Here is a 20,240-nt window from a genome sequence, read left to right on the forward strand (position 1 = left end):
GAGGTCTTTTACTCTTTTATTAGATTTTTTTCTTTTAATTTGAAAATTTTTTCATTTTCATCCCATACGTAAAGTTCTTTTTGAGTTTTTTTATTTATTTCTTTAAATTCGTCAGGATTAGGTATGTTAGGCGATTTTGCTTTGTATTTAATGATATTAGTTATAGATAGTATTTTAGGGATGTCTTCTTCTAAATAATCTATAGAAGATTTTTCTACATTTTTAATCCATTCATCGTGAGGAGCATTTTTATTTACCCATATATTTTTGTAAATTTCATCGTAATATATAGATTTTTTAAATACACTTTTAAATAAATTATCATCGTAATAAAAAATTTCTATGAAATTATCTACAAAAAAGGCACCTAATCTTTCATCTAATATTTGCTCAACTACTAGAAAATTTTTAAAAAAAGATATCTTTTTTACCGGTACTAAATTTGTGATTTTAGTTTTATAAAAATACTTGTTATTGAGACTGTCTTCGTATATAGCTATTAATGCGTTGTCTTTAGATAAGTTGAGAACAAATATAATATCTTCTTTGTTGTTTGGAATAATATTTCCTTTATATATTTTAAGGTCTATATAATCTATGTATTCATTCCATTTTTCATAGCCAGTGGCATTTAATATATTTTTTATTATTTCTTTTTTTAGATTCTCTTTTTCTTCTGTACTTTGAGAACTATCTAAGTAATTTTGAATTGTATTTTTATCTATTAAATTATTGTAACACTTTGGAATTATCATAAAAAAATTAATAGCAATTAATATATTTAAAATATAAATTAGTTTTTTCAAAAAACCACCCCTTATATAAATATGAAATCAACAAGGGAGTTTATTCTTGATTTTGTATTATACTATTTAATATTATTTTGGTGTAGTTATTATGTAAATTGGAGGAATGTTATGGAAAAAAGTTTTTTTATGAGAACACAATTCTTGTTAGGAAATGAAGGATTAGAGAAATTAAAAGTATCTAAAGTAGCAGTGTTTGGAATAGGAGGTGTTGGAAGTTATGTTGTAGAAGCTCTTGCTAGAGCTGGAGTAGGAAATTTAATATTAATAGATCATGATGAAATAGATATAACTAATATAAATAGACAAATTCATGCTCTTTATACTACTGTTGGAAAAAGTAAAGTTGATGTTATGAAAAATAGAATATTAGATATAAATCCTAATGCAAATGTAATTGCATATAAGAAGTTATACAATAAGGATAGTGCAAATGAACTTTTGAGTGAAGAATATGATTATGTTGTAGATGCTATTGATATGGTATCTTCTAAAATAGATTTAATAGAAAGGTGTTATAATAAAGGGATTAATATAATAAGTTCTATGGGAATGGGAAACAAATTAGATCCTACTAAAATAGAAGTTTCGGATATATATAAAACTCATATGTGTCCACTTGCAAAAGTTATGAGAAGAGAATTGAGAGCTAGAAAAATAAAAAAGTTAAAAGTAGTTTATTCTACAGAAAAACCTATAAAACCTGTTACATCAATTTTAAATGATAATAAAAGAGAAATTCCAGGAAGTATATCATTTGTACCTTCGGTAGGAGGACTTATTATGGCTTCTGTTGTAGTTAAAGATTTAATAGGAATGTAAAAATGCCTGTATAATGATACAGGCATTTTTTAACTTTGAAATAATTCATCCATTAAATCGTCTATTTCTTTTTTTGCTTTATTAGTTTTCGTTAAATCGATTTCGATTTTATCTTTATTAATAATCAAAACGTCTCCTTCTTTTGCATTGGAAGGCAATTTTGATTTGTTAATAGTTATAAAAGTTTTATCTTCTAATTCTATTACAGCTAAGTCGTTTTCAAATCTATCAATTGTTCCTTTCATTATATCACCTACTTATTTCCATAATAATTATATGTTCCCGGTTTTTTATCAGTCCAAATTTTGTTTCCATCACAGTAAAATACTATGTTTCCTTGTTCATCTGTTCTGTACAAAGGAATGTTGTATTTTTTTAGAAGTTTTAAAGTTTCTTTATGTGGATGTCCGTATTTATTTTTATATTTACAAGATATAACAGCAACATCTGGATTAACTATTTTAAGGAATTTTTCAGAAGTTGAAGTAGAACTACCGTGATGACCTAATTTTAAAACGTCAGATTTTAAATTAGCACCTGATTTTATCATGTCTTCTTCATTTTTAAATTCAGCATCTCCTGTAAATAAAAAGCTTTTATTATTATATGTAGTTTTAATTACAGCAGACCATAAATTATTGTCATTACCATATTTTTTTACAGGATTTAAAATTTCACATTTAACGTAATTTCCTAGTTTGAATTTAACTCCATATTTTGCTTCTTTAATAGTCAGTCCTTTATTTTTAGCTGCAATTAATACATCTTTAAATGTTTTTGTATTGTGACTTTTTCTTGGCATATAGAAACTATTTATTTCAAAATTATTAATTATATAATCAAGTCCTCCTATATGATCTGCATCTGGATGAGTACCGACTAATACATCTATTTTATTTATATTGAGTTTTTTTAGGTAGTTTTTTATATTTTCACCTTGACTATTATCACCTGCATCTATTAACATTGTTTTATTATCTGGAGATATAATAAGTGTTGAGTCTCCTTGCTTTACATCTATAAAATGGACTGTTAAATTAGAATTAGAAATATTATTATCTAGTTTTTTATTTGAGCATCCAACTAAAAATATTGCAAATATTAGAATTAATACAGTTATTATTTTTTTCATTGTAAACCTCCTCGTTTTATTATATTAGTTGGTATGTTTATTGGAAAAAGATTTGGGAAAATATATATAAAGATGCTTTTGCTTCTTGTTAATACTATAATCTAATGATATATAATTGTAAATACCGGTTGAGGGTATATATTTATATGTGATACAATAGTCATAGAATAGAAGGAGGTAGATTAGTATTTTTAGACCAGTAACTATAGAATCAAAAAAAGAACTAGATTATTATTTTAAAAGTGTAGATTATGAAGCATGTGAATATAATTTTACGACAATATTTATGTGGCAACATTTATACAAAACTATGTACTATAAAGGTGAGAATTTTGTTGTGTTAATAGGAGAATATGAAAATCGTGAATTTGCAGTAATACCATTGGCTACTAAAGAAAATTTAAAGAGTGCTTTTGATTTCATATATGACTATTTCTATAGGAATAATATTAAATTGAATTTAAGAGCTGTTACAAAAGAATTTGTAAATTTTTTCAAGGACAATTATAAAGGAAAATTTAGATATATAGAGGAAAGAGATTGTTTTGATTATATATATTTAGGAGAGAATTTAAGAACTTTAAAAGGAAGAAAATATCAAAAAAAGAGAAATCACATAAACGCTTTTTTAAAAGAATATGGAAATAGATATTTTTATAAAACTTTAGATAAAGAAGATTTTGAGCAATGCCTTAAACTTTTAGATGAATGGACTGAAAATAAGGAAGATAATGAAAGTATACAAAATGAAAGAAAAGCAATTGAAAAGGTATTTAAAAATTATGATAAATTAGATGTTAAAATAGGAGGCATATATATAGATGGAAAGCTTGAAGCTTTTACGTTTGGAGAATATTTAAACAATAATATGGCACTTATTCATGTTGAAAAAGCAAATCCTAATATAAGAGGACTTTATCCGATGATAAATAAGTTATTTTTACAAAAAGAGTTTCCTGAGGTGGAGTTTGTAAATAGAGAAGAAGATTTGGGGGTTGGAGGATTGAGGAAGGCGAAACTTTCTTATTATCCATATAAGTTTGTGGAAAAATATACCGTTGTGGAGGAGTAAGTTAATATGAATATTAGATTTGCTAAAGATAAAGATTTAAAAAAAGTAAAAGATATGTGGAAGTATTGTTTTGATGATACAGAAGGTTTTTTAAAATATTATTTTGAAAATAAGTATAATTGTAAAAATACATTAGTTATAGAAGATAATAATACTATAATTTCATCTCTTCAACTTAATCAATATAAATTAGTTTTAAATAATAGAATTTATGATACATCTTATATTGTAGGCGTTTCAACTTTTCCTGAAGCAAGGGGCAAAGGTGCTATGAAAGTTTTGATGAAGAGTGCTTTAAATGAGATCTATAAAAAAGGGCAATTTATATCTATACTTATGCCTATAGATTATAGGTTGTATAGGCGTTTTGGATATGAACATTGTTATGATCAAATAGAATATACTATTCCTATTGAAATTTTGAAAGATTTTAAAGTAAAAGGTGATTTTAAAAGAGCTTATTTAGAGGATATTTCTAATTTAATTTCTATTTATAGTTCTTATTTAAAAGATAAAAATGGATATGTATTTAGGGATAGATATTATTTTGAAAATTTATTTAAAGAAATAAATTCTGAAGGAGGATATATATATATCTATAAAGGAAAAGATGGATTTGATGGTTATATGATATATTTTAAAATGGACAAGGACTTTTTTGTCAGAGAAATTGCATATAAAAATGTAGATGCTTTAAAGTCTATTTTAGGGTTTATATATAATCATAATACACAGTTTAATAAAGTAATTATATCTTCGATTATTGATGATAAAATAAAATATTTAATTTCTAATTTGAAAAATATAGATATGAAAATAAAACCATTTATGATGGGAAGAATAATTAATTTTGAAAAATTTATAAAGTCTTTAGATTTAGATGTATATGTTGATTTCAATTTAAAAGTAGAAGATGAGTTTATAAATCAAAATAATAAGGTGTTTAATATTAATGTGCAAAGTGGAAAAATTCAAGTTTTAGAAACTGATGGAGTTGAGGATTTGATTATAGATATAAACAGTTTAAGTCAACTTGTATTTTCTTATGTAGATGTAGAGGATGTTTTGTTTTTAAGGAAAATAAAAGTAAAAAATGAATATGCTTTAAATGATTTTAAAAAGTTATTTACAAAAAAAATAAATTATATAAATGAATATGTGTAGGCCTTAGGGCCTTTTTGTATTTTTTGAATAGAATATTAAGGGGTGGTTTGTTTGATAAATCCTATAATGATTTCTTTGATAATAGGGATAACACAAGCTATAAAAATAGCAGGTTTACCTAAAAAGTTCGCTCCAATAGTATCTTTAGTGTTGGGTATAATTATGTGTGTTTTTTTTGAATCTAAAGGAGATATAAAACAAAGTGTATTAGATGGAATAATTTTAGGACTTACTGCTAGCGGATTGTTTTCAGGATATAAGAGTATGACAAAAAACAGTAAAAATTGAAATTGTATGAATACAATACATGTTGTTATAATAAATCTTCCTTGTTATAATTATGTTAAGATAACAAAATAGGGGAGGATTTTATGAAAAGTACAAAAACAAGTTATCTGGTTTTTGTTGGGCTTATGATAGCTTTTGTTTGTATGGGTACAATGACAGTTCATATTTATATGCCGGCTACAAATGGTTTTATTAATATTGGAGATAGTATTATTTTTATAACCTCTATTTTATTTGGTCCTGTACCAGGTATGATTGCAGGAGGAATAGGTTCAGCTCTTGCAGATATTTTGCTTGGATATACTCATTGGGCTGTTTTTACGTTGATTATTAAAGGAATAGAAGGATTTATTGTTGGAGCTTTAATGAAAAAGTATTCAAATAAATTTACAATGATAATATCAACTATTATAGGAGCTTTGTTTATGGTGTTTGGTTATTATATTGCTGGTGGAATATTAGAAGGAAGTTTTATTGTGGCTTTAGAGTCGATTCCAGGAAATATAATTCAAGGGATAGCAAGTGTTATTATAGGTGTTTTTGTGGCCATGGCTATACTTAAAACTAATTATATAAAGAGAAAAAGTCCTAGTAGATACTAGGGCTTTTTTAGTTTGTATATGTTAAATAAAGGATATAATATATACAAAATTATAGGAAAGAAGGGTAGATATATTCGGCATGAGAAGACCAATTTTATTGATATTTACTATAAGTATTTTGTTTGTGTTTTTATATACAAAAAATTATAAAGATAATTTTTTTGAATTGAATAATAAATTAATACAGACAAAAGGAATAGTTAAGCAAGCTAAATATAAAGAAAAATATTTTGAGTATAAAATAGATAAATTTTTAGTAAGAGATTTTAATAAGAAATACAAAATACCTGTAGGTTGTTATATCAATGTAAATGGAAAATTTGAAAGTCTTGACAATTTAAAATTAAATGAATTTGATTATGGAAGATACTTAAGATCTATTGGTTATGTAGGAATAATAAATTTGAAAAATTTTAAAATAGAAAATAAAAGTAAAAATGTGTATTATTTTTCTCATAAGTTGAGAAATTTTATAGAAAATAAATTAGAATATAATTTTAAAAATCATGCGTCTTTTTTAAAAGCTTTGATATTGGGGAATAAAGAAGATATGGATAAAGAGGTATTAGATTCTTTTTCAAAAACGGGAATTTCTCATATAATAGCACTTTCAGGGCTTCATGTGGGTATAATTATATATTTTTTTAATTTTATTATAAGAGGAATAAATAAACTATATAAACTTATACTTATAAGTATATTTTTGTTTTTTTATTGTTTTATAGTAGGTTTTACTCCTTCAATAGTTAGAGCTTGTATTTTTTCAATTGTTTTGTATATCGCTTTATTTATACAGAGGGAATATGATGGAATATGTTCTTTGTGTTTTGTAGGAATTATCTTAATAATTGAAAATCCTTTTGTAATATATAGTATAAGTTTTCAATTATCATTTTTTGCGACTTTATCTATAATTTATTTTTATAGCATTATAGATAAGTATGTAAAATATCCATTAATATCTGTTACATTAGCTGCAAATATACTTACATTACCTATAATATATTACAATTTTAAAATTATATCTATAATAGGCTTAGTTACTAATATACTAGTTATTCCTTTTGTTGGAATTTTAATGAGTTTGACTTTAATATCTTTAATTATGTCTTTTTTAAAACTGTCTTTTATATTTATAAAAACAACTATTATTATAAAAAATTATATTTTTTTAATAGTAAATTACTTAGCAAGCATTAAATTTTCTTACGTGAAATTTGAAAATGTTAGTTTGAAATTAGTAATTCTTTATTATATACTTTTAATGTCTTATATGATTTTTAGAGAAATAAAAATTGTAAAGGAGCAGAAAAATGAAGTACAAGGATATCATTAAAGATATTAAATCTAAAAATTTTAAAAATCTTTATTTGTTTTATGGAAGAGAAACTTATTTATTGGATAATATAATTAAAGTTTTTAAAGATAGTTTAAATAGTTCGCTTCTTGATTTTAACTGTTCTATTTTAGATGGGAGAGAAATCACAATGGATTTGCTTTTAAGTAATGTAGAAACTCTTCCATTTATGGATGATAGAAGAATTATTATAGTAAAAGATTTTGAGCTTTTAAAAAATAAAAGAAAGAATTTTACAGAAAAAGATGAAAGTGATCTTATTTCTTATTTAAAAAATATTCCTCAGCAATCTACTTTAGTATTTATAGTTTATGGAGATATTGATAAAAGGAGAAAATTAGCAAAAGGATTAATAAAACAAGGTATTGTATTAAATTGTGATAAATTAGATTCAACAGAATTGTTTAAATGGGTTAAAAATAAATTTAAAAAAGAAAATGTCAATATAGATGCAGAGCAAATAATATATTTTTTAAATATAGAAGATTATCAAAATAAAAATTCAAATAAAACACTTTCTGATTTAGAAAATCAAATTATAAAAATAGCTTCTTTTACAGGGAATGGGAATGTTGTTACTAAGGAAATAATAGATAAATTATCTTCTAAAAAAATAGAAAATGATATATTTAAACTTATTGATGCTATAGGAAATAAAAATTCGAGTTTATCTATGAAAATATTAAACGATATGATATTAGAAGGAGAATCTCCTCTTATGATTTTAAACATGATAGGAAGGCAATTTAGAATAATAATTCAAAGTAAACAACTCAAAAAAATGGGATACTCTTCAACTGTTATATCACAGAAAATAAATGTACATCCATATGTTGTAAGTAAAGCTTTAAATCAAGGAATGAATTTTGATAATGAAATTATAGTAAAAATATTAAATGAAGTTTTAAATGCTGATTTTTCAATAAAAAATGGATTAATAAAAGATACTTTAGCTTTAGAAATAATCATTAGTAAATTTTGTGTTTAAAAAAACCCCAGAAATCTGGGGTTTTTTGAACTGGGGAATACAGACACGGTTTTATATAATTTTGTCTATTTAGCCTACCATAGCGTTTAATTTTTTAGCTAATTTAGACACTTTTCTAGCCGCAGCGTTTTTATGAATAGTTCCTTTAGCAGCTACTTGATAAATTTTCTTCTCAGCAGATCTGAATCTGATTATAGCTTCTTCTTTGTTTCCAGAAGCTAAAGCTTCTTCAAATCTTCTTATAGCTGTTTTAACTTGAGATTTTCTAGCTTTATTTAAAGCAGTTTTCTTAGCTATAACTTTTATTCTTTTTTTAGCTGATTTTATGTTAGCCAACCTGTTCACCCCCTTGTATGTAAATATGTTCTTCAACGTCAACAAAGTAGATTTTATCAGAAAAAAATCTAAAAATCAAGGCTAAATATATATTAATATTATTTAGAAATTATAATCTTTAAAATTATATCCAAAAAATGAATATTTTACAATAAATTAATAAAAAAAATATAAAATTTTGTATTAACTTATATAAAAAATAAATTTCTGTAAAAAATAATAATATATACTAAAGCAATGGAGGGATAATTTTGAAAAATATAAGAACAGATTTAGCAATAGAAGCTAGAGAAATGTATAGTGAAGATAAAAAAGTAGAAATACCTGGAGTAAAAGTTGATAGAAAAGAAGAAAAAAACTATACAGTAACAAGAATTGAAATATTTGACGAAAAAGGTAGAGAAATAATGGGAAAAGAAAAAGGTATTTATGTAACTATTGAATCGAATATTCTAACTTTTGATGATGATGAATCTAGAACAGAGGTGATAAATGTTCTTTTAGAAGAGTTGAGTAAAATATTAGGAAATGATAAAAACAAAAAAACATTAATTATAGGTCTTGGAAATTGGAATATCACTTCAGATGCATTGGGACCAAAAACAGTATCAAGAGTATTAGTTACAAGACATTTATTTAAAACTTATAATAAAGAATATGATGATGACTTAAGCGAAGTATCAGCTCTTAGTCCAGGGGTTATGGGAATAACAGGAATTGAGACTAGTGAAACTGTTAAAGCTTTAGTAGATATGATAAAGCCAGATAGAGTTATAGCGGTAGATGCTTTGGCTTCTAGAAAATTAGAAAGGGTAAACAGTACAATTCAAATTTCTACAGCGGGAATTTCTCCAGGAGCAGGTATAGGAAATATAAGAAAAGCTTTAAATGAAGAATATTTAAAAGTTCCTGTAATAGCTATTGGAGTTCCAACTGTTGTAGATGCAGCGACCTTGACTTCAGATGTAATAGATATGACTTTAGATAATTTGATAAATGAAAGTAAGAAGGGAAAAGAATTTTATAATATGTTGAAATCTTTAAAACAAGAAGAAAAATATAATTTAATAAAAGATATACTTGAGCCATATAACAAAAATGTAATTGTAACGCCAAAGGATATAGATGAAATAATAGATAATTTATCTGTAATTATCAGTGAGGCTTTAAATAAATGTTTACATCCAGGAATAAATTAAAAAAACTCCTCATAAAATGTATAAAGTGATTTTGAATTTAGATTAACAATGGACAAGGATAGGGGAGTGATACTAATGAAAAGAAAAGAAGTATTAATAAGTATTGTTTTGGTAATAGCTTTTGTAGCTATATTTTCATTTACAAGTTTAGCGTTAAATTATAATGAAGAAGATTTTTTTAAATATCTTATAAGAAAAACTTATCCTGAATTAGAATTAGAAGGAAAAAGTAGTGGATTAATTAAAATAGGATTTGATTTTTTAAAAAAAGATAAAAAAGAAACAGTAACTGTAAATAGCAAAGATTATATAAAAATAGAAGTAATAGATGATAAAATGCAAAATATAAATGTTGTGCCTTTTAAAAACAATGAGATAGTAAAAAAAGCTAATGATAAAAATATAAAAGTTGAAGTTCCTAATAAAATTGAATTGGCAAAAGGAAAACCTCAAATTCTTATATATCATACTCATGGTACAGAGAGTTATGAACCAGAAAGTGTAGGTAATTATCATTCTTTAGAAAAGAAATATTCAGTTATGGCTGTAGGTGAAAATTTAAAGAAAGAATTAGAGAAAAGAGGATTTTGTGTTTTACATAATATGAAATACCATGATTATCCTTCTTTTAATGGTTCTTATAATAGGTCTGTTAAAACTGCTTCTAATATATTAAAAAAATATAGTTCTATAAAAGTGATATTTGATATACACAGAGATGGAATAGACATAAAAAATGAAGAAATGAGAAGAAAAGTAAAAAGTCAAGAAACTGTTACTATAAATGGAGAAAAAGTTGCTAGATTTTCAATAGTCGTAGGTCCAGAAAGTCCAAATAGAAAAGAAGTAGAGAAGTTTGCTAGATATATAACTAGTATAAGTAACAAGAAATATCCAGGTCTTGCAAAAAAAGTAATTGTAAAACCATATGGAAGGTTCAATCAGTTTCTTTCAAATAATTATGCGTTAATAGAAATAGGCAGTAATGCAAATACAATAGATGAAGCTTTAAAAACTACGAAATACTTAGCTGATGTATTAGCTGAAGTTTTAAATAGCATAAACAGGTGATTTTATGGGACGTTTAGAAAAGACATTAGAGTATAAAAAAAATAGAAGAAATAAGAGGTATAAAATTTTATTTACATTATTCGTTTTTCTATTTTTAATATCATCTATAAGTTTAATAGATTATAGAACTGCAAATTTTATGGGGATTTATGACAAACCTGTGTTAATAAAGTTATATTCTTTTATAAAGGGTTTATCTTTTAAATTAAGATAAACCTTATTTTCTGTTTAAATTTTATTGAAATATAAATAATTACATTATAAAATAAAGGTTGTATTATTTTTATATAAAAACTTAAATTTATATATTTTTACATATACAGAGGAGGCAAAGGAAGGCTATGGATAAGCAAAAGAGAACTCGTAACTTTAGTATAATAGCCCATATAGATCATGGAAAATCGACTTTAGCTGATAGGTTGATTCAATATACTGGACTTGTTAGTGACAGAGAAATGAAAGATCAACTTTTAGATAATATGGATTTAGAGAGAGAAAGAGGAATAACTATAAAACTTCAAACTATAAGACTTGTGTATAAAGCTAAAGATGGTAATGAATATTTTTTGAATTTAATTGATACTCCTGGGCATGTAGATTTTAATTATGAAGTTTCAAGAAGTCTTGCTGCATGTGAAGGAGGATTGCTTGTAGTAGATGCTGCTCAAGGAGTAGAAGCACAAACTCTTGCTAATGTGTATTTGGCAATTGATCAAGATCTTGAAATAGTACCTGTTATTAACAAGATAGATCTTCCTAGTGCTAGACCAGATGAAGTAAAAGCGGAAATAGAAGATATAATAGGACTTGATGCATCAGATGCACCTTTAGTGTCTGCTAAAGAAGGATTAAATATAGAAGATGTTTTAGAAGCAATAGTTAATAAAATACCTCATCCACAAGGAGATGAAAATGCACCGCTTAAGGCTTTGATATTTGATTCGTATTATGATAGTTATAAAGGGGTTGTAGCTTATATAAGGGTATTTGAAGGAACTTTAAAAAAGGGTATGAAAATTAAAATGATGAATACTGGAAAAGTGTTTGAAGTTACAGAAGTTGGTATTATGGCACCTGGACAAGTTCCTATAGATGAGTTAAGAGCAGGTGATGTTGGATATGTAGCAGCAAGTATAAAAGATATAAGAAGTTGTCAAGTTGGAGATACTATAACAGATGCTGATAATCCTACAGATAATCCACTTCCAGGATATAAAAAGGCAACTCCTATGGTATATTGCGGTATTTATCCTGCTGAAGGAGAAAAATATGAAAATATAAGAGATGCTTTAGAAAAATTACAAGTAAATGATGCAGCTCTTGAATTTGAAGCAGAAACATCAGCAGCTCTTGGATTTGGTTTTAGATGTGGATTTTTGGGATTGCTTCATATGGAAATAATTCAAGAAAGACTTGAAAGAGAATTTAATTTGAATATAATAACTACAGCTCCTTCTGTTATATATAGAGTTACCAAGCATGATGGAGAAGTTTTAATGATTCAAAATCCGACAAATCTTCCTCCTATGAGTGAAGTTCAGATGATGGAAGAACCTATAGTAAAAGCTGATATAATAGTTCCAAAAGATTATGTAGGAGCTGTTATGGAACTTGCTCAAGAAAGACGTGGAGAAATGATTAATATGGAATATATAGATACTAAAAGAGTAATGCTTCATTATGAGCTACCGTTAAATGAAGTAATATATGATTTTTTTGATGCTCTAAAGTCTAGAACTAGAGGGTATGGATCTTTAGATTATGAATTTAAAGAATATAAACCATCTAAGCTCGTAAAACTTGATATACTTATAAATAAGGAGCAAGTAGATGCACTATCTTTTATAGTACATGAATCAACAGCTTATACTAGGGGTAAAGCAATGTGTGAAAAATTAAAAGATGAAATACCAAGACATCAATTTGCTGTTCCTATACAAGCTTCAGTAGGAAGTAGAGTAATAGCTAGAGAGACTGTAAAAGCTCTTAGAAAAGATGTTTTAGCTAAATGTTATGGTGGAGATATATCTCGTAAGAAGAAATTGCTTCAAAAACAAAAAGAAGGTAAAAAGCGTATGAGACAAATAGGATCAGTAGAAGTTCCACAAAAGGCATTTATGTCTGTGCTTAAAATAGATAAGTAATACTATTAAAGTCCTGTACTATTTTATTGTTTAAAATAGTATTAGGACTTTACTTTTAGGAGGGAATTTAATTGGAAAGAGGACTTTATATACATGTACCTTTTTGTGTAAAAAAGTGTAATTATTGTGATTTTAATTCTTTTAAATTTACTAAGGAGGATAAAGAAAAATATATTGAAAGTTTAATAAGAGAAATTGGTATTTACTCTGAAAATTTAAAAGAAAATTGTTTTTCTACTATTTTTATAGGAGGAGGTACTCCTACAATACTATCAATAGAAGATATATCATATATATTTAAGTGTATATATGATAGTTTTAATATAAAAAAAGATGCAGAGATAACAATAGAGTCAAATCCAGGGACATTAACAAAAGAAAAATTAAAATTGTTGTATTCTATAGGGGTAAATAGATTGAGTATGGGTCTTCAAGCATATCAAAAAAAACATTTAGATTATTTAGGAAGAATACATTCATATGAAGAATTTGAAAAAAATTTTAAAGATGCAATAGATATAGGATTTGAAAATATAAATGTAGATATTATGTTTTCACTTCCAAATCAAACGTTTGATGATTGGAGAGAAACTCTTGAAAATGTAGTTAGTTTAAATCCAGCTCATATATCGGCATATTCGTTGATAATAGAAGAAGAAACTGTATTTGGAAAAATGTATGAAAAAGGAGAACTAAATGTTTTAGATGAAGAAATAGATTTGAAAATGTATCACTATACGAGAGATTATTTAAAAACTGAAGGATATAATCAATATGAAATATCTAATTTTTCAAAATCGGGATATGAGTGTAAACACAATATATTATATTGGAGGAGTAAAGAATATTTAGGATTAGGACCGGGAGCTCATTCTTATTTAGAAGGAGTTAGATTTTCTAATTATTGTTCATTAGAAACTTATTTTGAAAAGTTAAATAACAATATTTTACCTGTAGAAGATAGTCATAAGTTAGAAGAAAAAGATAAAATAGAGGAAAAAATATTTATGGGGCTTAGAATGAATGAAGGTATATATTTTAAAGAATTCAAGGAAGAATTTGAAATAGATTTTATGAAAGAATATAAAGATATAATAGAAAAATTGAGAAATAAAAATTTAATAGATTATACTAAAGATAGATTGTATTTGACTAATCGAGGCATAGATTTGAGTAATAGTGTGTTTGTAGAATTTTTGAAAGACTAATCTTGACAAAGTAAAGTAATAGTGATATTTTAAAAACAGAAGGTTTTTAGCACTCGGATATAACGAGTGCTAACAGCGAAGAGGTGATTTTATGAATTTGACAGACAGAAAAATAAAAATACTTGAGGCTATAATAAAAGACTATATTATTAATGCAGAAGCTGTAGGATCTAGGACTATATCTAAAAAGTATGACTTAGGAGTTAGTGCTGCTACTATAAGAAATGAAATGTCTGATTTAGAAGAAATGGGATATTTAATACAGCCTCATACCTCTGCTGGTAGAATACCATCTGAAAAAGGATATAAGCTATATGTAAATAGTTTAATGAAGGAAGGACAATTAGATGAAATAGAAAAGGATATAATAAAAAAGTCTATAATTGAAAATATAGGAGAAGTTAAAGATTTACTTGAAGAAACTTTAAAGCTTCTTTCAAAATTGACAAATTGTACTTCGTTAGCTTTAAAACCTAAAATAGTAGAAAGTAAAATAAGACACTTAAAGTTAGTATATATTAATTCGACTAGTATTTTATTGGTGGTAATTACAGATACTGGTTTGGTGAAAAATACAATATTAAACAATGTTTTAGAGATAAGTGAAGATAAGGTAAATATAATTTCTAAAGTATTAAATGATAAATTAGTTGGTAAGGTAATTAATGAGTTAGATGAAAATTTTGTAAAATATATAAGATCACAAATGATAGAATATAGCAATATACTTGATAATATTTTTGAAAGTGTATTGTCTAATTTGATTGAAATAGATGATTTGGAAGTTTTATTAAATGGTGCTACTAATATATTTAATTTTCCTGAATTTAATGATATAGTTAAAGCTAAAGCTTTTTTGAATATGCTTGAAGAAAAGCAAATTGTTGCAAATGTTTTAAACACAAAAGGAATAGAAAAAAATCACGTTAATATAGTAATAGGTAGTGATAATTATTGTGAAACTATAAAGGATTGTAGTGTAATAACTGCTACTTGTGATATAGATGGTGTTGTGATAGGAAAAATTGGTATAATAGGTCCAACTAGAATGGATTATTCTAAAATATATTCAGTTATAAATTATATGGGAAATATTTTGAGAAATTCAATTAAAAAGAAATTACAAATAGATAATAAGGGGTGAAAATTTTGGAAGAAAGAGAAGTTGTGAATAATAATGAAGAAGTTGTTGAAGAAGTTGTTGAAGAAGAAGTAAATGAAAATAAAAAAGAGGTCGAGGAAAAAGAGATACAAGAGCTTAAAGATTCTCTTCAAAGACTTCAAGCTGATTTTAATAATTACAGAAGAAGAGTTGAAAAAGAAAAAAAAGATATAAGTGTATTTGCTAATGAAAAAATAGTATTAGAAATTCTTCCTATAATTGATAATATGGAAAGAGCATTGAGTTCTTCTGTAGAAGAAAAAGAAAGTAGTATTTATAAAGGTGTAGAACTTGTTTTAAAACAGTTAGTAGATACTTTAAGTAAGTTTGGAGTTGAAGAGATAAAAGCTGAGGATAGTGAATTTGATCCAAATCTTCATTATGCAGTAATGCAAGAAGAAGTGGAAGGTATGGATTCAAATAAGGTTATAGAAGTTCTTCAAAAGGGATATAAGTTGTCTGATAAGGTAATAAGACCAGCGATGGTTAAAGTGTCAAAATAGATGTAAATATTAAATTTATAGTAATTAAAACTGTAAAGGAGGATATGTATGAGTAAGATAATTGGAATTGATTTGGGAACTACTAACTCTTGTGTTGCAGTACTTGAAGGAGGAGAACCTGTAGTTATTGCTAATGCTGAGGGGTTTAGAACTACTCCATCTGTTGTAGCTTTTGGTAAAGATGGAGAAAGAATAATAGGAGAGCCTGCAAAAAGACAGGCGGTTACAAATCCTGATAAAACTATAATATCTATAAAAAGACATATGGGAACAGATTATAAGGTTAATATAGATGGTAAAGATTATACTCCACAAGAAATTTCAGCTATGATACTTCAAAAATTAAAGGCCGATGCTGAAAGTTATTTAGGAGAACCTGTTAAAGAAGCTGTTATAACAGTTCCTGCTTATTTTACAGATGCTCAAAGACAAGCAACAAAAGATGCAGGAAGAATTGCAGGTCTTGAAGTGAAAAGAATTATAAATGAGCCTACGGCAGCAGCACTTGCTTATGGATTAGACAAAGCTGATCAAGATCAAAAAATATTAGTATTTGACTTAGGTGGAGGTACTTTTGACGTATCTATACTTGAAATAGGAGATGGAGCGTTTGAGGTTTTAGCAACAAGTGGTAATAATCATTTAGGTGGAGATGATTTTGATGAAGCTATAATAAATTACATAGCTGAAGAATTTAAAAAACAAGAAGGTGTTGATTTAAGAGAAGACAGAATGAGTCTTCAAAGATTGAAAGAAGCAGCAGAAAAAGCTAAAAAAGAGCTTTCAAGTGTTATGACTACTAATATAAATTTACCGTTTATTACAGCAACTGCAACTGGACCAAAACACTTAAATATGGATCTTTCAAGGGCTAAGTTTGAAGAACTTACAGCTGATTTAGTTGAAAAGACTATGGAACCAACTAGAAAGGCTTTAGCTGATGCAGGGCTTAATCCATCTGATATTGATAAAGTTTTATTAGTAGGTGGTTCAACTCGTATTCCGGCTGTTCAAGAAGCTATAAAGAAATTTTTAGGGAAAGAACCTCATAAAGGAATAAATCCTGATGAATGTGTTGCTGTTGGTGCTGCAATTCAAGGTGGAGTATTAGCTGGAGAAGTTAAAGACTTATTGCTTTTAGATGTTACTCCTTTATCTCTTGGTATAGAAACTTTAGGAGGAGTATTTACTAAGATAATAGAGAGAAATACTACTATACCAACTAAAAAATCTCAAGTATTCTCTACAGCAGCAGATAATCAAACAGCTGTTGATATTCATGTTCTTCAAGGGGAAAGATCTATGGCAGCTGATAATACTACATTAGGAAGATTCCAGTTGACAGATATACCTCCTGCGCCAAGAGGAGTACCTCAAATAGAAGTTACTTTTGATATAGATGCAAATGGTATAGTGCATGTTTCTGCTAAAGATTTAGGAACTGGTAAAGAACAGAAAATAACTATTACTTCAAGTACAAATCTTTCTGAAGAAGAAATACAAAAGAAAGTTAAAGAAGCTGAAATGTACGCTCAGCAAGATAAAGAAAGAAAAAATAAAATAGAGGCAGTTAATAATGCTGAATCTACTATATATCAAACTGAAAAAACATTAAATGAGTTAGGAGATAAGATAAACAGTGCTGATAAAGAAGCTATACAAAGTGCTCTTAATAATTTAAAACAAGTAAAAGATAAACAAGATTCAACTGCAGATGATATTAAAAAGGCAACTGAAGAATTAATGAATAAGTTCCATAAAATTTCTCAGGAAATATATCAACAAGCAGCTCAAGCACAGCAGGGAGCTGGTCAAAATGCAGGAAAGAGTGAAGATGTTAAGGATGATAATGTAGTTGATGCGGATTATGAAGTAGTTGATGATGATAAGTAATATAATTAGCTTGTGGCAATGTAGCCACAAGCTATTATTGTGATAAGGGTGGTGATAAGGTGAGCAAAAGGGATTATTATGAAGTTCTTGGTGTTGGAAAAAATGCAACAGAACAAGAAATAAAAAAGGCATATAGAAAACTTGCAATGAAATATCATCCAGATAGGAATCCAGGAGATAAAGAAGCTGAAGAAAAATTTAAGGAAGCGAATGAAGCTTATGAAGTTTTATCAGATCCTCAAAAAAGAAAGAATTATGATCAATTTGGTCATGCAGGAGTAAATGGTAATTTTTCAGGTCAAGGTGGATTTGACTTTGGAGGATCTGGTTTTGGAGGATTTGAAGATGTATTTGGAGATATATTTGGAGATATATTTGGAGGGGCTTTTGGTGGAAAATCTAGAAGAAAAGGTCCAGAAAGAGGAGCAGATATAAGATATAGAATGACTATTTCTTTTGAAGAAGCTGCTTTTGGAGTTGAAAAAGAAATTAAAATAAATAGAAGTGAAAAGTGTGAAGTGTGTGATGGATCAGGTGCAAAACCTGGAACATCGAGAAAAACTTGTCCTACTTGTAATGGAAGTGGCGAAATTAGACAGGCACAAAGGACTCCTTTTGGAACTATGATGAATGTTAGAACTTGTCATACTTGCCATGGCGAAGGAACTGTAATTGAAAGTCCATGTAGTAAATGTGGAGGAAAAGGAGAAATTAAAAAGACAAAACAGATAAGCATAAAGATACCAGCAGGAGTAGATGATGGATCAGCGATAAGACTTTCAGGAGAAGGTGAATTAGGATTAAGAGGAGGGCCAAGAGGAGATCTTTATATTATTATAGATGTAGCTCCACATAAATTATTTAAAAGAGAAGGATACGATATATATTGTGAAATGCCTATAACATTTGTTCAAGCAGCTTTGGGAGATGAAGTTGAAGTTCCAACACTTGATGGAAAAGTTAAATATAAAATACCAGAAGGTACTCAAAGTGGAACTGTATTTAGATTAAGAGAAAAAGGAATTAAAAAGCTTCATTCAAATTCTAGAGGAGATCAATATGTGAAAGTTATAGTAGAAGTTCCTAAAAAGCTTACTGAAAGACAAAAAGAAATTTTAAGGAATTTTGCTAAAGAAAGTGGAGAAGAAGTGCATGAACAACGTAAAAACTTTTTTGATAAAATGAAAGATTTATTCAAGTAAAGCTGTTGAAATTTCAACAGCTTTACTTGAATTTCCATATAGATATATCTGATTTATTTGTATATTCATATAATTCATCAGCCCATTTTATAGACTTAAAATAGATGTCAGGAAGTTTATTTATATCGATTTTTAGTTTTTGAGCATATTTTGAAACGTTTTTCCAACAGCCTTGTTCATATTCTATTATTAAGTTGTACATATTGTTAAATATACTTTCTTTTTTTAGCATTGCATCTTTTATATCATTTGCTAAAGGAAGTTTTTTTAATATTGTTTCTAGAGGTTGTTCTAATATTATATCTATAACAGACAATAGTCCCATTATCATTATTTCGTGTTTTCTGTTTTTATATATAGAATTTTCAGCGAGTAATTCTCCAAATTTTGATCTGAAAATAGATATTTTGAAAATTTCATTAGGTTTATTATGTGAAAAATTTTGTATCATTATTAAAGATATCCATTTTTCGATTTCATTTAAACCTAACATAGTTAAAGCGTGTTTTACAGAATAAATTTTGTTTACTGCAGTAAACTTGGAATTTACAAGTTTTAATAGATTATATGTTAATTTGACATTTTGTTCTATGGTTTGGGTTATCTTGTTATAGCAAGGTTCTTTTTTATGTAGTTCATTCATAATATCTATATAGTAAGATTTATTGGATAATAAATTTTTTCCTTTGATGGTTGTAGGTTTACTAAAAAAATATCCTTGAAAATAGTCATATCCTAAGTCTTTTGCGTAATTAAATACTTCGTTATTTTCAATTTTTTCTGCAATGAATTTTTTGTTGTTTTTTTTATGTTTTTTTATTATATATTCGATATCTGTACTAGTATTTTGGAGAAAATCTACCTTTATGATATCACAAAATTCTATAAGTTCTTCATGATGCCCACAAACAAAATCATCTAATGCTATTGTATAACCTGATAATTTTAATTTTTTTAATTTATCAATAAAATTTTTGTCGGGGATAATGTCTTCTAAAAGTTCTATAACTACTATGTTGTTATTGAGAATAAATGGTATATCCATATCAATAAGTTTTTTATCAAAATTTATGAAAGCTTTTTTATCTCCTATCAGATTTTCAATTCCTATTGAAAGATAAGTATTTGTAAGAAGAATAGATGTGGCCTTGCTAGAACTTATACTTTTATCGAAAAAATTCTTATTTCCATCTCTATATAAAAGTTCATAAGCTATAACTTCTTTATATTTATTAAAAATTGGCTGTCTAGCAACAAATACTTCCATAAACACCCTCCTGAATTAAAGTAT

At 26.6% G+C, this 20,240-nt stretch carries 21 protein-coding genes; 16 read left to right on the forward strand and 5 right to left on the reverse strand.

Translation table 11 applies throughout. The annotated features are described in order from the left end of the window. Positions 1-8 precede the first annotated feature (8 nt). On the reverse strand, positions 9-806 hold the full coding sequence (locus BUA19_RS00220) for a hypothetical protein (protein WP_072722866.1): 798 nt from the start codon (positions 804-806) through the stop codon (positions 9-11). A gap of 111 nt (positions 807-917) precedes the next feature. Between BUA19_RS00220 and BUA19_RS00225 the strand changes: the two genes are divergently transcribed. Then, positions 918-1,628 (forward strand): tRNA threonylcarbamoyladenosine dehydratase, encoded by a 711-nt coding sequence (locus BUA19_RS00225; RefSeq protein WP_072722867.1) that lies wholly within the window; start codon positions 918-920, stop codon positions 1,626-1,628. A gap of 29 nt (positions 1,629-1,657) precedes the next feature. Here the strand turns inward: BUA19_RS00225 and BUA19_RS00230 are convergent, their stop codons facing one another. Both BUA19_RS00230 and BUA19_RS00235 read right to left on the reverse strand, forming a co-directional pair. After that, positions 1,658-1,873 (reverse strand): DUF3006 domain-containing protein, encoded by a 216-nt coding sequence (locus BUA19_RS00230; protein ID WP_072722868.1) that lies wholly within the window; start codon positions 1,871-1,873, stop codon positions 1,658-1,660. Positions 1,874-1,881: 8 nt separating this feature from the next. Then, positions 1,882-2,760 (reverse strand): ComEC/Rec2 family competence protein, encoded by an 879-nt coding sequence (locus BUA19_RS00235; RefSeq protein ID WP_072722869.1) that lies wholly within the window; start codon positions 2,758-2,760, stop codon positions 1,882-1,884. A gap of 181 nt (positions 2,761-2,941) precedes the next feature. Between BUA19_RS00235 and BUA19_RS00240 the strand changes: the two genes are divergently transcribed. From BUA19_RS00240 to holA, 6 genes are all read left to right on the forward strand, one after another. Continuing rightward, the gene (locus BUA19_RS00240) at positions 2,942-3,832 is read left to right on the forward strand and encodes a DUF2156 domain-containing protein (protein WP_084601862.1); all 891 of its coding nucleotides are present in this window, start codon (positions 2,942-2,944) and stop codon (positions 3,830-3,832) included. Between the two features lie 6 nt (positions 3,833-3,838). Next, positions 3,839-4,996 carry a GNAT family N-acetyltransferase gene (locus tag BUA19_RS00245; protein WP_072722871.1) on the forward strand — a complete coding sequence of 386 codons (1,158 nt, stop codon included), beginning with the start codon at positions 3,839-3,841 and terminating at the stop codon, positions 4,994-4,996. Positions 4,997-5,047: 51 nt separating this feature from the next. Beyond that, positions 5,048-5,284, forward strand: a complete 237-nt coding sequence (locus tag BUA19_RS00250) for a holin (protein ID WP_207645957.1) — start codon at positions 5,048-5,050, stop codon at positions 5,282-5,284. 83 nt (positions 5,285-5,367) lie between these two features. Next, a complete protein-coding gene (locus tag BUA19_RS00255; RefSeq protein WP_072722872.1) occupies positions 5,368-5,886 on the forward strand; it encodes an ECF transporter S component in 519 nt (172 codons plus the stop codon). Positions 5,887-5,965: 79 nt separating this feature from the next. Continuing rightward, complete coding sequence (locus BUA19_RS00260) at positions 5,966-7,222, forward strand: ComEC/Rec2 family competence protein (RefSeq protein WP_072722873.1); 1,257 nt, start codon at positions 5,966-5,968, stop codon at positions 7,220-7,222. After that, positions 7,200-8,231 carry a DNA polymerase III subunit delta gene (gene holA, locus BUA19_RS00265; protein WP_072722874.1) on the forward strand — a complete coding sequence of 344 codons (1,032 nt, stop codon included), beginning with the start codon at positions 7,200-7,202 and terminating at the stop codon, positions 8,229-8,231. The genes BUA19_RS00260 and holA overlap by 23 nt, the downstream gene beginning before the upstream one ends. Positions 8,232-8,300: 69 nt before the next feature. On the opposite strand, the gene rpsT is transcribed toward holA, so the two are convergent. Then, positions 8,301-8,567, reverse strand: coding sequence for a 30S ribosomal protein S20 (gene rpsT, locus BUA19_RS00270; protein WP_072722875.1), 267 nt, complete (start codon positions 8,565-8,567; stop codon positions 8,301-8,303). Between the two features lie 251 nt (positions 8,568-8,818). Here rpsT and gpr point away from each other — a divergent pair, with 251 nt between their 5' ends. From gpr to dnaJ, 9 genes are all read left to right on the forward strand, one after another. Further along, complete coding sequence (gene gpr / locus BUA19_RS00275) at positions 8,819-9,766, forward strand: GPR endopeptidase (protein WP_072722876.1); 948 nt, start codon at positions 8,819-8,821, stop codon at positions 9,764-9,766. A 75-nt stretch (positions 9,767-9,841) separates the two neighbouring features. After that, positions 9,842-10,837 (forward strand): stage II sporulation protein P, encoded by a 996-nt coding sequence (spoIIP, locus tag BUA19_RS00280; RefSeq protein ID WP_072722877.1) that lies wholly within the window; start codon positions 9,842-9,844, stop codon positions 10,835-10,837. Positions 10,838-10,841: 4 nt separating this feature from the next. Next, positions 10,842-11,051: a hypothetical protein gene (locus BUA19_RS00285; RefSeq protein ID WP_072722878.1), complete on the forward strand. Its 210-nt coding sequence runs from the start codon at positions 10,842-10,844 to the stop codon at positions 11,049-11,051. 127 nt (positions 11,052-11,178) lie between these two features. Continuing rightward, a complete protein-coding gene (gene lepA / locus BUA19_RS00290; RefSeq protein WP_072722879.1) occupies positions 11,179-12,981 on the forward strand; it encodes a translation elongation factor 4 in 1,803 nt (600 codons plus the stop codon). A 71-nt stretch (positions 12,982-13,052) separates the two neighbouring features. Then, positions 13,053-14,189 carry a radical SAM family heme chaperone HemW gene (gene hemW / locus BUA19_RS00295; RefSeq protein ID WP_072722880.1) on the forward strand — a complete coding sequence of 379 codons (1,137 nt, stop codon included), beginning with the start codon at positions 13,053-13,055 and terminating at the stop codon, positions 14,187-14,189. 91 nt (positions 14,190-14,280) lie between these two features. Next, positions 14,281-15,333: a heat-inducible transcriptional repressor HrcA gene (hrcA, locus tag BUA19_RS00300; protein ID WP_072722881.1), complete on the forward strand. Its 1,053-nt coding sequence runs from the start codon at positions 14,281-14,283 to the stop codon at positions 15,331-15,333. A gap of 5 nt (positions 15,334-15,338) precedes the next feature. Next, positions 15,339-15,854, forward strand: a complete 516-nt coding sequence (gene grpE, locus BUA19_RS00305; protein ID WP_143145333.1) for a nucleotide exchange factor GrpE — start codon at positions 15,339-15,341, stop codon at positions 15,852-15,854. A gap of 48 nt (positions 15,855-15,902) precedes the next feature. Further along, complete coding sequence (dnaK, locus tag BUA19_RS00310; protein ID WP_072722883.1) at positions 15,903-17,747, forward strand: molecular chaperone DnaK; 1,845 nt, start codon at positions 15,903-15,905, stop codon at positions 17,745-17,747. 59 nt (positions 17,748-17,806) lie between these two features. After that, positions 17,807-18,949: a molecular chaperone DnaJ gene (gene dnaJ / locus BUA19_RS00315; protein ID WP_072722884.1), complete on the forward strand. Its 1,143-nt coding sequence runs from the start codon at positions 17,807-17,809 to the stop codon at positions 18,947-18,949. Positions 18,950-18,971: 22 nt separating this feature from the next. On the opposite strand, the gene BUA19_RS00320 is transcribed toward dnaJ, so the two are convergent. Next, positions 18,972-20,216 carry an EAL and HDOD domain-containing protein gene (locus BUA19_RS00320; RefSeq protein ID WP_072722885.1) on the reverse strand — a complete coding sequence of 415 codons (1,245 nt, stop codon included), beginning with the start codon at positions 20,214-20,216 and terminating at the stop codon, positions 18,972-18,974. Positions 20,217-20,240: the final 24 nt, after the last annotated feature.

The sequence above is a fragment of the Tepidibacter thalassicus DSM 15285 genome, from assembly GCF_900129915.1.
Lineage (GTDB): Bacteria > Bacillota > Clostridia > Peptostreptococcales > Peptostreptococcaceae > Tepidibacter > Tepidibacter thalassicus.

Coding starts and splice junctions, on each gene's coding strand:
- BUA19_RS00225 (WP_072722867.1), top strand. CDS start 918: ATGGAAAAAAGTTTTTTTATGAGAACACAATTCTTGTTAGGAAATGAA.
- BUA19_RS00230 (WP_072722868.1), bottom strand. CDS start 1,873: ATGAAAGGAACAATTGATAGATTTGAAAACGACTTAGCTGTAATAGAA.
- BUA19_RS00235 (WP_072722869.1), bottom strand. CDS start 2,760: ATGAAAAAAATAATAACTGTATTAATTCTAATATTTGCAATATTTTTA.
- BUA19_RS00245 (WP_072722871.1), top strand. CDS start 3,839: ATGAATATTAGATTTGCTAAAGATAAAGATTTAAAAAAAGTAAAAGAT.
- BUA19_RS00255 (WP_072722872.1), top strand. CDS start 5,368: ATGAAAAGTACAAAAACAAGTTATCTGGTTTTTGTTGGGCTTATGATA.
- BUA19_RS00260 (WP_072722873.1), top strand. CDS start 5,966: ATGAGAAGACCAATTTTATTGATATTTACTATAAGTATTTTGTTTGTG.
- holA (WP_072722874.1), top strand. CDS start 7,200: ATGAAGTACAAGGATATCATTAAAGATATTAAATCTAAAAATTTTAAA.
- spoIIP (WP_072722877.1), top strand. CDS start 9,842: ATGAAAAGAAAAGAAGTATTAATAAGTATTGTTTTGGTAATAGCTTTT.
- BUA19_RS00285 (WP_072722878.1), top strand. CDS start 10,842: ATGGGACGTTTAGAAAAGACATTAGAGTATAAAAAAAATAGAAGAAAT.
- lepA (WP_072722879.1), top strand. CDS start 11,179: ATGGATAAGCAAAAGAGAACTCGTAACTTTAGTATAATAGCCCATATA.
- hrcA (WP_072722881.1), top strand. CDS start 14,281: ATGAATTTGACAGACAGAAAAATAAAAATACTTGAGGCTATAATAAAA.
- dnaK (WP_072722883.1), top strand. CDS start 15,903: ATGAGTAAGATAATTGGAATTGATTTGGGAACTACTAACTCTTGTGTT.
- BUA19_RS00320 (WP_072722885.1), bottom strand. CDS start 20,216: ATGGAAGTATTTGTTGCTAGACAGCCAATTTTTAATAAATATAAAGAA.